10 protein-coding genes are annotated in these 12,965 nt (G+C 63.1%); 7 read left to right on the top strand and 3 right to left on the bottom strand.

Annotation, left to right across the window (positions count from 1 at the left end; translation table 11 throughout):
* Window positions 1-73 precede the first annotated feature (73 nt).
* Together AB6N07_RS11130 and aspT are read right to left on the bottom strand one after the other, a co-directional pair.
* Window positions 74-1,663 carry a bifunctional aspartate transaminase/aspartate 4-decarboxylase gene (locus tag AB6N07_RS11130; RefSeq protein ID WP_370677873.1) on the bottom strand — a complete coding sequence of 530 codons (1,590 nt, stop codon included), beginning with the start codon at window positions 1,661-1,663 and terminating at the stop codon, window positions 74-76.
* Window positions 1,664-1,781: 118 nt separating this feature from the next.
* Window positions 1,782-3,467, bottom strand: coding sequence for an aspartate-alanine antiporter (aspT, locus tag AB6N07_RS11125; protein ID WP_370677872.1), 1,686 nt, complete (start codon window positions 3,465-3,467; stop codon window positions 1,782-1,784).
* A 321-nt stretch (window positions 3,468-3,788) separates the two neighbouring features.
* Here aspT and AB6N07_RS11120 point away from each other — a divergent pair, with 321 nt between their 5' ends.
* Window positions 3,789-4,373 carry a TetR/AcrR family transcriptional regulator gene (locus tag AB6N07_RS11120; RefSeq protein WP_370677871.1) on the top strand — a complete coding sequence of 195 codons (585 nt, stop codon included), beginning with the start codon at window positions 3,789-3,791 and terminating at the stop codon, window positions 4,371-4,373.
* Between the two features lie 69 nt (window positions 4,374-4,442).
* On the top strand, window positions 4,443-5,183 hold the full coding sequence (locus AB6N07_RS11115) for a 3-oxoacyl-ACP reductase family protein (RefSeq protein ID WP_370677870.1): 741 nt from the start codon (window positions 4,443-4,445) through the stop codon (window positions 5,181-5,183).
* 105 nt (window positions 5,184-5,288) lie between these two features.
* Here AB6N07_RS11115 and AB6N07_RS11110 read toward each other — a convergent pair whose 3' ends face one another.
* Window positions 5,289-6,299, bottom strand: a complete 1,011-nt coding sequence (locus AB6N07_RS11110; RefSeq protein WP_370677869.1) for a LacI family DNA-binding transcriptional regulator — start codon at window positions 6,297-6,299, stop codon at window positions 5,289-5,291.
* Between the two features lie 286 nt (window positions 6,300-6,585).
* On the opposite strand from AB6N07_RS11110, the gene AB6N07_RS11105 reads away from it, so the two are divergent.
* From AB6N07_RS11105 to AB6N07_RS11085, 5 genes are all read left to right on the top strand, one after another.
* Complete coding sequence (locus AB6N07_RS11105) at window positions 6,586-7,878, top strand: ABC transporter substrate-binding protein (RefSeq protein ID WP_370677868.1); 1,293 nt, start codon at window positions 6,586-6,588, stop codon at window positions 7,876-7,878.
* 113 nt (window positions 7,879-7,991) lie between these two features.
* Window positions 7,992-8,909 carry a carbohydrate ABC transporter permease gene (locus tag AB6N07_RS11100; protein ID WP_370677867.1) on the top strand — a complete coding sequence of 306 codons (918 nt, stop codon included), beginning with the start codon at window positions 7,992-7,994 and terminating at the stop codon, window positions 8,907-8,909.
* A gap of 13 nt (window positions 8,910-8,922) precedes the next feature.
* Window positions 8,923-9,744, top strand: a complete 822-nt coding sequence (locus tag AB6N07_RS11095; protein WP_370677866.1) for a carbohydrate ABC transporter permease — start codon at window positions 8,923-8,925, stop codon at window positions 9,742-9,744.
* 10 nt (window positions 9,745-9,754) lie between these two features.
* Window positions 9,755-10,900 carry an ABC transporter ATP-binding protein gene (locus tag AB6N07_RS11090; protein ID WP_370677865.1) on the top strand — a complete coding sequence of 382 codons (1,146 nt, stop codon included), beginning with the start codon at window positions 9,755-9,757 and terminating at the stop codon, window positions 10,898-10,900.
* A gap of 11 nt (window positions 10,901-10,911) precedes the next feature.
* On the top strand, window positions 10,912-12,930 hold the full coding sequence (locus AB6N07_RS11085; RefSeq protein WP_370677864.1) for a beta-galactosidase trimerization domain-containing protein: 2,019 nt from the start codon (window positions 10,912-10,914) through the stop codon (window positions 12,928-12,930).
* Window positions 12,931-12,965: the final 35 nt, after the last annotated feature.

The following is a 12,965-nucleotide window of genomic DNA, read 5'->3' as shown; positions in this document are numbered from 1 at the left end:
CCCCTCCGGCAAGCAGCGCCAGCGGCTTCAAGCCAGCCGGCGCCGACCGGTATGGACGATCATGCGTCCGTCTTCAGCCCTTCTTCTGGCTGAAGAGTGCGTAATATTCGTCGGCCATCTTTCTGAGCGAGCGTCCGATGGACGCATACTCAAACTCGTTGAGATTGGCGAGCGACGCCCGCCCGGACGGGTGCCGCGTTCCAAAGCCGCGCCCCGGCAGCAGCACGATCCCCGTCTCATCGGCAATCCGGAATAGAAGTTCGTTGGCGGTGAACGTCTTCTCCACCCATGCGGCGAATTCGGCGCCGTAGAGCTTGTGCGAAATCTTCTCGAGATCGAGCAGCGTGTAGTAGTCGACCGAATTGTCGTCGTCGGGCGTTTCGATGCCCAGTTCGGCATAGAGCGCGGCCTGACGGCGGCGAATGACGTGTTTCAGCGTTGCCTTGTAGCCGCCGTGCTCGTCCATCAGCGCAAACAGCGAGAACAGCACCATCTGGACCTGCTGCGGCGTCGACAGCCCGGCCGTGTGGTTCAGCGCCACCGTGCGGCTGTCGGCCACCAGACGGTCGATGAATTTCAATTTCGAGACGTCGGTGACGATCGACGCGTATCGCCGCTCCAGAAGCGTTTTGGCCACCATGGGCAACTTCGCCAGCGCGGTATCGAGGACATTGTCCTGGTGAAGCGCCACGGCGCCAAGCCGCCACCCCGTCGCGCCGAAATACTTGGAGTAGGAGTAAACCAGGATCGTGTTGTTTGGGCACACGGCAAACAGCGACCGGAAATCGTCGGCAAACGTGCCGTAGACGTCGTCGGTCAGGATGATCAAATCGGGCCGATCGTTCTTCACGATATCGGCGATCTTGGTCAGGCTGCGTTCGTCAAGCTTCACCGAGGGCGGATTGCTCGGATTGATGCAGAAGAAGATCTTGATCGAGGGATCCTTCAGCTTCTCCAGTTCGGCATCCGGATACTGCCAGCCGGCCTCCGGATCGGCATTGATCGCCACCTCCGTCAACCCATAGACGTCGAGCTCGGGGATCTCGATATAGGGAGTGAAGACCGGTAAACCAATCGCCACCTTGTCCCCTTTCTTGACGAGCTGGTTCTTTTTCAGTGTATCGAAGATGTAAGTCATCGCCGCGGTTCCGCCCTCGACGGCGAAAACGTCCACATCCGCGGCCGAAACGCGCCCGCCAACCATCTCCTTCATCAGATAATGACGGACGATCTGTTCGCTGATGCGCAGCATGCGCGGCGGAACGGGATAGTTGCAGCCGAGGATGCCCTCGACCATCTCGTGCAGAAAGTCAGAGGCCGAGAGGCCGAGCTGATCGCGGACAAAGCTCAGGGCGCGGCGCAGAAAGTCGACGCCCTCCTGCTCGTGGTTCTCGGTGGTGAAGCGCTCGAAGCGCCCTTCGATGCCGTCGATGCGCGGCAGCCCGCCGACCCCTTCCTGCATGTAGGAGAAGGAGAGTTCCGACTCCGCCACGGCGAACAGGCCAAGCCGGAAGAAGCCTCGGCGCGGAAGCGTTGCCAGGAAATTGGGATTGCCGCGCCCGGCATTCAGCATCGTCATGTCGGCCTTGCTGGATGCCAACTTGATGAGTTCATCCTTCAGCTCGAAGGGGCTCAGTTTCGCGAACTGGCTGTAGTTGTTCATTTCGGTCCTCGGATTTGGTCAGCGCAAATCCTGCAAAAGCGGATGCGGCTTTGCGTCAGAATGTGTTTAAAAACAAATAGATAGATTATCACGGCGAGCTTTTCTCGCCGCGATGGCCTTAGACGAAGGCGACGACGAGCGGGCCAAGCAGCGTCAGGAAGACGTTTGCCAGCGCGTAGGTGATGGCGAACGGTGTTGTCGGGATCGCGTTGCCGGCCTTGTCCAGAACTTCGCCGAAGGCCGGATTGGCACTGCGCGAACCGGCCAGGGCACCGGCGAACACCGCCACATTTTCATAACCCAACACATAGCGACCAACGAGCATGGTAATCAGAAGCGGCAGAACGGTCACCACCACGCCGATCAGGAAGATCGACAAGCCGCTGTGAATGATCGTCTGGATCGCCTGCTGTCCCGATTGCAGCCCGACCACCGCCACGAAGCCGGCAAGGCCGAGATCGCGCAGCAGCGTCGAGGCGGCCGTCGGCATGTTGCCCATGGTCATGTGCCGGCTGCGATACCAGCCGAAGGCGAGCCCTGAAAGAAGCGCGCCGCCGCCGGCGCCCAGAGTGAGCGGAATGGAGCCGATCCGAAGCACCAACAGGCCGATGAGCAGACCGACGACCAGACCAACCCCATGGAAGACGAAATCGGTCTTGTCGCTGGCGACGATGGCCGGGCCGACGTGGCTGGCAAGTCGCTGCAAATCCTCCTGCACGCCATGAACGGTGACCACATCGCCAGCCTCTATGACGGTGTCATTGAAGAGGTCGACCTTGGCACCGCCACGCGTGACGGCCAGCACGTAGATGCCATGACGCAGATTGCTGCTTGCGGCCAGAATCTGCCCGACCGTATGCCCGACGAAGTCCTTGCCGGTGATGGCCACGTCACGGGTCGTCACGACCAGTTCCATGCCGTCGGCGCCAGTCGACTCCGGGCCCAGCCTGTCTTCCAGGCCCACCACGCCCAACCGGCGACCGACAATCAGGACAAGATCGCCGGATTGAAGTTTCAGGCCGGGCTCCACGCCGATGATCTTGCCGCCGCGCTTGACCCGCTCGATGGTGATCATGCCGCCGGAAGCGGCAGCCTCGATGGTGGAAACCGTTTGTCCGGACGCGGCCTCGATCCTATAGACGCGGCCGACGAGGTCCGGCAGCGCCGGTTCCTCCCCTGCCCGGTATATCCGGGCGCCTTTCAGCATCTCCGCTTCGGCTTTCACCGCGTCGTCGCGAATGCCGCGCCCCATGAACCAGGGCAGGACGTTGACACAGATGATGATGGCGCCGAACGAGCCGAATATGTAGGTGACGGCATATCCGATCGCCACGTTCGCTTGCAGCCGCTGCGCTTCGTCGGCGCCCAGACCCAGCTTATCGATGGCGGAACTTGCAGTGCCGATAATCGCCGATTGCGTCAGTCCACCGGCCGCGATCCCCGCCGCAATGCCCTTATCCAGGCCGAACAGCTTGGCAAACACGATCACGGTGGCCAGGCCACTGACCGCCAGCACGACGGCCATCACGATCTCGCGGATGGATTGCCGGCCCAGTGAGCGCAGGAATTGTGGGCCGCTCTCGAAACCGACGGCATAGATGAACAGCGCGAAGAGGATGGCTTTGACGCCGTTGTCGATATGCACGCCGAACTGACTGATCAGCACGGCCGCCAACAGCGAACCGGCGACGCCGCCGAGCTGAAATGTGCCGAACTTGAATTTCCCGATCCAGTAGCCAATTGCCAGCGCCAGAAAGAGAGCGGCTTCCGGCGATTGCCGGAAGATGTCGGCGACGAAGGTCATGTTGCCTCGCTTGTTTGGTCGGCAACGGGACTGTCTCTGGCCCTCGGACGGCCGGACTCCGATGTCATCACGGCAACAATTCAGAACGTTCACGGTTCCCGCTGAAATACACGGTAGGTGATTGTGCATACCCTCTGATTGTCATCTCCCTATTTCGTTGAAGTGGGTGATGACGCTCGCTGAATGGCTGGTTCAGGCGATAATTTGGCCCGCCGGAAAGCCGTCCATAGCTCGCCCCCCGTTCTCCCCATCCGTTCCTCACACTGGAACGTGATCGCATCATTCTTGACCGATCAGTCCACAACGGCTACGTCTTCGGACATGGCAAGACCACGGGAGTTCGACAAGGAGGCCGCGCTGGCGGCGGCGATCAACGTATTCTGGGCCAAGGGCTTCGCGGCGACGTCGACGGAGGACTTGGTGCAGGCGATGGGTATTGGCCGGCAGAGTTTCTACAACGCCTTCGGCGACAAGCGTCGGCTCTATCTGGAAGCTTTGCAGACCTACCAACGAAACGCCACGAGCTGCCATCTCGAACGGCTGACCAAACCGGCCTCACCGCTGACGGGCCTTCTCGATCTGCTCGTCGGCCTCATTCCCGATGACGACAGCCTGCGCTGCATGGGCTGCATGGGTGTGGGTTCCGTTGGCGAGTTCGGCACCACCGACCCCGAGTTGATGGAGATGCGGGAGAAGATGATCGCGGTCTTCCACGCCAAGGTGGAGGAGCGCATCCAGGAGGGACAGAAGCTGGGAGAAGTCGATCCCAACGTCGATGCAGATCAGGCGGCCTCCTTTATCGAGATCACCATAAGCGGTTTCCAGCTCGCGGCGAGAGGCGGAGCGGGAGCGGCTGAACTGCACGCCCTTGCCGCCTTCGCGGTGGAGCGCCTCCGCGCAAAATAGCACGCAAAGTTGGCCCACGACCCTCTTCTTGATCAATTATGGACTAATCAGTCAAAAATGGAGAAGACAATGAGCGATGTTCGTAAAGTAGCGCTGGTGTTCGGCGGTTCGCGTGGCATTGGCGCCGCCATCGTCGAGCGGCTGGCCGAGGACGGGTACACCGTGCCCTTCACCTATGTGTCGCGAGAGGATGCCGCCAACGAGTTGGCCGGCAAGGTGGGCAACGCCGGTGGTCAAGCATTGGCGATCAAAGCCGACAGCGCCAAGCCGGAGGATCTCACCGCCGCCGTCGGCACTACAATCGACCGCTTCGGCCGGCTGGACGTCGTCGTCGTCAACGCCGGCGTGGCGCGCATGGGGCTGGTAGACACGGTCCCTCTTGAAGATCTCGACCTGCAGCTCGACGTCAACGTGCGCGGCGTCTTCCTCGCCATCCAGGCGGCCCTGCCGCACCTCAAAGAGGGCGGACGCATCATCACCATCGGCAGCAACATCGCGCTGCGCAGCGGCTTCCCCGGCGCCAGCGTCTATCAGACCACCAAGGCGGCGGTGGCCGGCATGGTCAAGGGCCTCGCCCTCGATCTGGCGCCGCGCGGCATCACCATCAACAACGTCCAGCCAGGCCCGACCAAAACCGACATGATCGGCGCCCTCGGCAACGAGGGAATGGACATGGTGATGGGCATGGTGCCGCTGAAGCGCATGGCCGAGCCGAAGGAAATCGCCGGCCTCGTCTCCTACATCGCGCGTGACGAAGCCGGTTACGTCACCGGCGCCAGCCTGACCATCGACGGCGGCTTCGCGCTCTAAAGGTGAACCGCTTTTACGAAAGCCAAATCGGACAGGGGCGCTCCGTAGCGCCCCTTCCTGCATGAACGAACCGAGATGGCCGCTTATGGGCGCCGTTGGTCCCGCTCACTTCGGCGGCGCGCATGAATGCCCGATCACCAGCTTCTGCTCGGCAACGTGACAGCGCCGCTCCCCTCCCGTGACCGCCTCCCCGCGAACATGCTCCATCATCCACAGTGAGGCGACACGGGCCAGTTCCTCGATGGGCTGCTCGACCGTGGTGATCCGGGGCATGACGAGGCTGCTCCACGGCACGACGTCGATGCCGGCGATGGATACGTCCTCCGGACAGCGGAAGCCGAGATCGGTGACCGCCTGCAACGCCCCGATGGCCATGTAGTTGTTGGCGGCCAGAATGGCAGTCGGCCGCTCGGCAGCCGACATCAGCCGAATGACGTTTTCATAGGCAAGCTCCGCGCTATAGTCGGCAACGATCTCCAGCTCCGGTTCGACCGGCAGCCCCGCCTGGGCCATGGCCGAGCGAAACCCATCCAGACGGCGCATGGCCACCCACATGCTCTTCTGGCCGCCGATATAGGCGATGCGGCGATGGCCGAGCCGCGCCAGATATTCGGTCAGCATCGCCGTGCCGCGATGATGGTCGGAGGTGACGAAGTCGAGGCGAGTGCCATCGACATCCTGATCGACCAGCACGACGGGAACGTCGATCTCATTGAGATAGGCGGCAAACTCGGGATCGTTGCGCAACGGCGTCATGATGATGCCCGCCACCCGATGGCGCTTCAGCAGATTGAGCGTGCGCAGCTCGCGATCCGGGTGCGAGTCCAGGTTGGCGACGATCAGCATATGCTCGGAGCCCGAAACATACCTGTCGATCGTGCCGAAAAGCCGGCCGAAGAACGGGTTTCCGGCATCGCCCAACACCATGCCGACCAGCTTGGACTGGCCGCGTTTCAGATTCTGCGCCATCAGGTTCGGCGAATAGCGCACCGCGGCCACCGCCGCCTCAATGCGGGCGCGCGTTTCCTCGCTGACCGGTCCCGTCCCGTTGAGGGCCAGGGAAACCGTGGAAATGGAGACGCCCGCGTGACGGGCCACATCCCTGATCGTCGCCAACTCGCTTGCCCCTTCCCGCCCAATCCAATCTATCGAACCGTTTTTATCAGCTACCGCTCCAGGTACGCATACGCGTGGTGGAACAGCGGCACAATCGCCAATTCGCTCTCATAGAACAGGTGAAATCAAGTCGAATATCGCTGTTCGATGATAGTTCGATGCTTGTCAAGCCAGAAAGACGATTATAGGGTTTAGTCGAAACGGTTTGATACTAATGCCCGGACGGGTATCCGCGCCAAGACGGAAATCGTTCTTCGTTTCGATCCAGAGGGTTAGGGAGATTTCTATGCAATTTCGGTTGAATGGAGAGTTGCGCCTGATCGCAGGCGCCGTTTTAAGCGCGGCCGTGCTTGTTTCTCAGGCACATGCCCAAGACATAGTCCTCAAGATGTGGACCCTCGACAACAACGGCTATAAGGAATTCATTGCCGAAGCCGCGCAAGCCTTCAAGGCGACGCATCCGGACGTCACCATCGATCACCAGATCTTCCCAGGCGATCCCTACAAGACGGCTCTGAAGGTGGCGCTTGTCGGCTCGGATGGTCCCGACGTGTTCTTCAACTGGTCCGGCGACCGGGCCAAGCAGTTGGTGAAGGACAAGCTGGCGCTCGACATCACCGACCTCGGCAATGCGCCCGACGGTTTTGCCAAGGTGCTTCCCGAAGGATGGCTCGACGCCTTCCGCTACGATGGTCGCCTCTACGGTGTCGCAATGGACGCCGTCTCGAAGTTCGTTTTCTATGACAAAGCCTACTTCACCGAGCACAAGCTTGAGATTCCGAAGACGCTCGGCGAGCTGGGCAACCTGTGCAAGGCGGTCCGCAAGATCGACCCCAACACCGTTCCGATGCCGCTCGGCAACAAAACCCGCTGGACCGCCATCCACTGGATGACGATGCTCAACGAGCGCGCCATGGGTGTCGCCGGAACCGCCGCCGACTACGACCTGTCGCGGCCGGCCGACCAGCTCTATACCGACCCCGGCTATGCCAAGGCATTCCAGGCCTTGGTCGATCTGCAGGACGACGGTTGCTTCGAGGATGCCCCGAACGCCACCGAATATGCCATCGCCGACTCCATGTTCGCCACCAAAGCCTCGCCGATGGAGTATTGCGGCACCTGGTGCACCTCCGGTCTCGATACGGCGGGCTTCACCGACTACGGCTTCTTCCGTCTCCCCGTGATGGATGGTGGCAAGGGCAGCGCCGATGCCAATTTCCTGGTGCCGGAGGGCTATCAGGTGTCCGCCAAGACCGCCCATCCCAAGGAAGCGGTGGAATGGCTGAGCTTCCTGGTTTCCGCCGAGCAAGGGCTGAAATTTGCCGAAAAGGTGCAGTTTCTCCCCTCCAACGCCAAGCTGATCGACCAGGCGGCGGGGCTTCCCCAAAGCTTCAAGGACATCGCGCGTGACGTCGGCACGCTGAAGCAGGGCGTCAACGTGCTTGATGCGCTGCTCGATGCCACGGTGGCCGACGCCTACATGAATGCCACGGTGGAAGTGCTGAACCGCACGCTGACGCCCGAGCAGGCGGTGGCCAAGATCCGCGAAACGGCGCTCGTCGCTCAGGCCAAGCAGTAACCCGCCCCCGCCCCGCTGGCCGCAGGCCGGTCGGGGCGGAGCGTCGCCTGACTCTCTCGTTCGATCCTTGTTGACCGGCCACCGACTGACGCGATGGCCGCTGGGGTAGCAACATGGCCTTCCCACCAATGTCCACGCCTGTCGCCGCGATGAAGCGGCCGGCCTTGCGCGCCGACAATGTTTCCGCCTCGGCCATGATGGCCCCGGCCCTCATTCTGGTCGGCGTCTTCATTCTGATCCCGGCCGTGGTCGCCGTGATCGGCTCGTTCTTCGATTTCTCAATGACGTCGAGCTCGTGGACCTTCGTGGGCGGCGCCAACTATCGGCACGCCGCCACCGACCCGCTGTTCTGGCTCGCCATCTCCAACAACATCTTCATCGTCATCGGATCGGTGATCTCCCAAGTCGGCGGCGGCGCCATTCTGGCGGCCATCCTCGATCGGGGCATCCGGCGCGGCAGCGTCGTCTACCGCACTATCATCTTCATGCCCGTCGTTATCTCGTCGATCGCCGTCGCCTTCGTCTGGATGCTGATCCTGGATCCCAACGTCGGCCCGCTCAATGCCATCGTCAAGACGCTCGGGCTAACGCCGCCACGGCTCGGCTGGCTCGGCGATCCCTCGATCTCGCTATGGATGCTGCTGCTCATCGCCGCCTGGCAGAACGTCGGCTTCCAGATGATGCTGATCCTTGCCGGCCTGCAGGCCATTCCCAAGGAGAACTACGAGGCCGCCTCGCTCGACGGCGCCCGTGGGCTCACGGCGTTCTGGTACATCACGCTTCCCGGCATCCGCAACGTACTGGTCCTGGCGACGCTGATCACCGTGATCGGCGGCTTCAAGGTGTTCGATCTGGTGTTCGTCACCACCGGCGGCGGCCCGGCCAACGCCACCCAGGTCCTGGGCACCTACACCTACACCCAGGCCTTCGCCTTCGGAAACATGGGCTATGCCAACGCCATGGCCGTCGTTCTGCTGGTCACCGCCGCGCTGCTCGGCTGGCTGCAGGTCCGGCTGTCGCACCGGGCGTAAGGAGCCAGAGGCCATGACCCCCAAATCCCGCACCATCGCCATCGGCCTGCACGCCGTCGTTTCGCTGTGGACGCTGTTCGTGCTGCTCCCCGTCTTCGTGATGGTCATCTCCGCCTTCAAGAGTCAGGCCGAGCTGTTCACACGCCCGCTCGCCCTACCCAAACAGTTCAGCTTCGCCGCCTTCGAGCGCGCCTGGGGCATCGGCATCAGCGGCTTCCTGGTCAATTCGCTGCTGGTCACCGCGCTGTCGGTGTTCATCATCATCCTCACCTCCAGCCTGGCGGCCTATGTCCTGGCCCGCTCGGAACGGCCGGTGATGCGGTGGGTCTACGTTGCCATCGTCGCCGGCTTCGCGGTGCCCTTGCAAAGCGTGATGGTGCCGCTCTACCAACTGGTCTCCAGCGCCGGGTTGCTCAACTCGCGCCTTGCCATCGCGCTGCCTTACGCGGCCTACGGCATCCCGTTCACCACCATGTTGTTCTACACGTTCTTCCTTGAGTTCCCGCGCGAGCTGGAGGAGGCGGCGCGTCTGGATGGCTGCGGCCGTATCGAGGTGTTCTTCCGCATCGTTCTGCCGCTATCCGGGCCGGCGATCGCCAGCGGCGCCATCTTCCAGGCCGTCTTCAACTGGAACGAATTCATCCTCGCCCTGCTGATGCTCACCCGGACCGATGTGCGGACGCTGCCCGTCGGCATCTACGGCCTGACAGGACAATACAGCGCCGACTGGCCGGCGCTGATGGCCGGTCTCGCCATCGCCACCGTTCCCCTCATCATCATCTTCCTGCTGGCCCAGCGCCATTTCGTGCGCAGCCTCGCCGGCCTCGGCAAATAGAGGTTCAGCCATGTCCCATCTCGAAGTTCGCGACGTCGTCAAGCGCTACGCCAAGTTCACGGCGTTGTCGGGCGTGTCATTTGCCGCCGAGCGCGGCGAGTTCGTCGTCATGGTCGGCCCATCGGGCTGCGGCAAATCGACGCTGTTGCGATCGATCGCCGGCCTGGAGGACATCTCCTCCGGCTCCGTCAGCATCGCCGGTCACGACATCACCCAGGCCGAACCGTCCGATCGCGGCGTCGCCATGGTGTTCCAGAACTATGCGCTCTATCCGCATATGACGGTGGCCCAGAACATGGGCTTTGCCCTCAAGGTGGCGCGCCGGCCAAAGAGCGAGATCAGCGCCGCCGTCACCCGCGCCGCCGAGATCCTGCGCATCACCGACCACCTGGCCAAATATCCCAAGGCCCTGTCGGGCGGCCAAAAGCAGCGGGTGGCCATCGGCCGCGCCATCACCCGCTCCCCCGAGGTGTTTCTGTTCGACGAACCGCTCAGCAATCTCGACGCCGCGCTCCGCTCGCAGATGCGCATCGAACTCAGCCGCCTGCATCGCGAGCTCGGCGCCACCATGCTCTACGTCACCCACGACCAGACCGAGGCCATGACCATGGCCGACCGCATCATCGTCATGAACGGCGGCAACATCGAGCAGATCGGCTCGCCGCTCGAACTCTACAACCGGCCGGCGACACGCTTCGTGGCCGGCTTCATCGGTTCACCGCGCATGAATTTCGTCGCCGCCTGGGTCATCGCCAATGCCGGCCGGTCGGTGAGCTTCTCCTTCGACGCGGCACTGCCGCCGATCCAGCTGGAATTCGCCCCCGGCGAGGCCCGCCCCTCCGTCGGCGATGCGGTCGTCCTGGGCATTCGGCCGGAGGCGCTCGGCGACGCCGGCGAAATCCACCTTGCCGACGCCGAGGTGGCGGTCGTCGAAGCGCTGGGGCGCGAAACCCTCGTCTATTCTGACGCCCATGCGCTGAGGACCACGGATTCCGAATCCCTCGACGGCTATTTCGCCCAGCTTGTGCCGAGCCAATCGGACAAGCGCCCCGGCCAGCCCGTCAGTCTGTGGGCCGACCGCTCGGCTTTCGTGGTTTTCGCCGCCGATGGCACCACGCTTCACGACGCCTCCCACGCCCTCGCCCCTCACAAGTGACGTGCCCCACCATGCGCTTTCGCCAGATCCATCTCGACTTTCACACATCCGGCCTGATCGGGGGCATTGGCTCCCGCTTCGATGCGCGGGACTTCGCGCGCGCCTTCAAAGCCGCCCATGTCGATTCCGTCACCGTCTTTTCCAAGTGTCATCACGGGCTTTCCTATCACCCGACCAAGATCGGGCGGATGCACCCCGGTCTCGATTTCGATCTGCTGCGGGCCCAGATCGACGCGTTGCACGCCGAAGGCATCGCCGCGCCGATCTATCTGTCGGCGGCCTGGGACGAGCATGCCGCCTTCACGCATGCCGATTGGCGGATCGTGACGCCGGACGGCCACCTGCCGCAGTCGCGCAATGAGCCCACCGGTTGGGCCTTCCTCGATTTCGCCTCCCCCTATCTCGACTATCTGTGCGCCCAGATCGACGAAGTCCTCGAACTCTATCCCGACGGCGACGGCATCTTCATCGACATCTGCAGCCAGCTGCCGTCGATCTCCCCTTACGCCAAGGCCAAGATGGAGGCGCGCGGCCTCGACTGGACCTCGACCGAGGACCGGACCCGTTTCGGCGCCGAAGCGCTGGAAATCTTTTATCGCCGGCTGACCGACACGGTGCGCGCCCGCGCGCCCGGCAAGTCGCTGTTCTTCAATTCGGGCCATATCCGACGCGGTAACCGCGATCATGTGCGCAAATATTACAGCCATCTCGAACTGGAGTCGCTGCCGACGGCCGGCTGGGGATACGACCACTTTCCCATCAGCGCCCGCTATGTCGATCCGCTCGGCATCCCCTTCCTGGGCATGACGGGCAAATTCCATTTCACCTGGGGCGAAATCGGCGGCTACAAGCGCCCGGAAGCGCTGGTCTACGAATGCGCCGCCATGCTGGCGCACGGGGCCCGCTGTTCGATCGGCGACCACCTGCATCCCACCGGCTTCGTCGACGCCTCGACCATGTCGATCATCGGCGCCGCCTATGATTGGGTGGAGAGGCGAGAGAGCTGGGTCGTCGATAGCGTCAACCGCGCCGAGATTGGCTTGCTCTCGCTCGAAGCGGCGCGACATAACGCTGCCGACATCGAGGCGCCGGCTCGCCAGCAGGCGACCGACGACGGCGCAACGCGCATGCTGCTCGAGGCTGGCCTGACCTTCGACGTCCTTGACCTCGAAAGCGATTTTACTCCCTACCGCCTGCTCATCCTGCCGGATGCCGTGCCGATCGGCGCCGACCTCAAGGGCAAGCTGGAAACCTACCTCGCCAACGGCGGCCGCCTGCTGATGACCGGCCGCAGCGGCATCGATGCCACCACCGGCTTTGTCCTCGACGTCGGCGCCGTCTGGGAAGGGACGTCGCCCATGGCCGGCGGCGACTACCTGCTGCCGACAGCCGATTGGCGGGCCGACGGCATCGACGAGCCGAATTTCATGTATGGCCCCTCCGAGCGCATCCGGGTGAGCGACGGCCAGTCCATGGGCAGCATCTACGAGCCCTATTTCGATCGGACGCCGCTGCACTTCTCCGGCCATATCAACGTGCCCCGCCAGCCCGACCCCAGCGGCTATGATGGCGGCAGCGCAAAGGGGCCGATCACCTATCTCGCCCACCCGGTGTTCGCCATCTACACGCAAGTCGGCGCCGTGCGCATGTTGGAAATGATCGAACGCGCCATCGCCAACGCCCTCGGCGGCGATCGGCTGATCAAGACGAACCTGCCGCGCGCCGGCCGGGTCACCGTCCGCCGCCAGCCGGCCCATAACCGGGACGTCGTCTATCTTCTCCACGCGACGCCGGCTCTGCGCGGCTATCTGTGGGACAGCAACATCCAGCCGATCCAGGATCTCGTGACCTTGCGCGACATCACCGTTTCGCTGGAGGCCGACCGCCCGGTCGACGCGGTGCGTCTGATCCCCGCCGGCCCCGCGCTGCCCTTCACCGTTGCCAATGGGCGCGTGTCCTTCACCGCGCCGGAAGTGACCGGCGTCGCCATGATCGAAGTCGCGTATCGGTCGGCACCGGCGGCGGACTGATCATGAGACAGAGGGCACCCAACCGTGCCCTCTGT

The organism is Pleomorphomonas sp. PLEO (assembly GCF_041320595.1).
Classification (GTDB): Bacteria; Pseudomonadota; Alphaproteobacteria; order Rhizobiales; family Pleomorphomonadaceae; genus Pleomorphomonas.
The sequence above is the reverse complement of the archived record's forward strand: the minus strand, read 5'-3'. Positions and strand labels throughout refer to the sequence as shown.